2 protein-coding genes are annotated in these 1,305 nt (G+C 71.2%); both read right to left on the bottom strand.

Features of this window, described 5'->3' with window-relative positions; genetic code table 11:
- Positions 1 to 538: VIT1/CCC1 transporter family protein (locus tag ACIQOV_RS41760; protein WP_401056413.1), on the bottom strand; the 538-nt coding region annotated here is incomplete at its 3' end.
- 178 nt (positions 539 to 716) lie between these two features.
- A partial coding sequence (locus ACIQOV_RS41765; protein ID WP_401056415.1) for a tetratricopeptide repeat protein occupies positions 717 to 1,305 on the bottom strand: 589 nt, incomplete at its 5' end.

A 1,305-nucleotide genomic window follows, 5' to 3' on the forward strand; every position in this document is an offset into this window, starting at 1 on the left:
CCAGCAGCCGCCACGACTCCGGCGGCAGCAGCACCGCCAGCAGCGGCACCAGCGCACCCAGCGTGAACGCCGCCGCGCTCGCCAGCGCCGCCTCCCAGGGGTTGGTCAACACGTCCGGGTCGATGCCCAGTTCGGTCTGCGCGTGAGCGGCCAGCGCGTCCCGCTCGGTCAGCGCCGTCGCCACCTCCCGGGCCAGGCCGTCCTCCAGCCCACTGCCCCGGTAGTAGTCGGTCAGCTCGTCGAGCTCCCCCTCCGGATCCTCCGCGAGCTCCCGCCGCTCCTGCGCCAACGCGGCCCGCTCGGTGTCCCGCTGGGTGCTGACCGAGACGTACTCGCCCGCCGCCATCGACATCGCCCCCGCCAACAGCCCGGCCACCCCGGCCGCGAGCAGCGCCGTCCGGGAACCCTCCGCGCCCGCCACACCGGTCACGAGGCCGGCCGTCGACACCACGCCGTCATTGGCCCCCAGCACGGCCGCGCGCAGCCAGTTCAGGCGCGAGGAAAGCTCCGCCCGCGACTCCCCGAGCTGCTCAGCCATCCGCCACCGCTCTCAGGGGTCCGCCCGGTCCCCCCGATCCTCGCCCGCCACCCGCGGCCCCGCCACCCGCCCGTCCGCTGTGACCGGCGTGCGCCGGTTCCGGCTCGCGTCGGGCCGGTGCCCCTGCCTGCGCGGCCGAACCGTCCCCAACGGGCACCGACACCTACAGGACGGTGCCTCAGTCCAGCTTCGCTAGCAGGGAATCGACCAACCGGACCCGATCAGGCGCGCCGATCCGCTCGAAGATCCCCCGTGACGCCCGGTAGTGGACCGCTGATCCAGAGACGTCACCCGCCAGCTTCCGCACATTGCCGAGGTTGGCCAGCACGCTCGCCAGATGGAAGTCATCACTCATCTCCTCGAAGCGGGCGCGAGCGTACTCCAGGGCCTCGGTCGCTCTGCGCAGATCACCCATGTGCAGATATGTGGCCCCCAGGTTCAGGTGGGCGAGAGCCACCCCGAACTCGTCCTGGACCTCCTGGTAAGCGGTCAGGGAGTCCCGATAGCTGCCCAGCGCCGACTCGAAGCGACCGGAATCGTTGAAAACCAGAGCCAGCCCGCCGTGCGCCGAGGCTTCCTTCCGAAGGTCTCCGGATGCCTTGTGAAAGAGAATGGACTCGGCCAACGCTTCGCCAGCGTCCTTCAGTCTCCCGGATTCCCGAAACGCCGTGCCGAGATTGGTAAGGGCGGCACCGATCTTCACCGGGCTGCCCGTGCGCTTGGCCAGCCGGACCGACTCAAGAAGGACCGGGATCGCGGCAGCCGGG

Source organism: Kitasatospora sp. NPDC091257, assembly GCF_044757675.1.
Lineage (GTDB): Bacteria > Actinomycetota > Actinomycetes > Streptomycetales > Streptomycetaceae > Kitasatospora > Kitasatospora lactacystinica.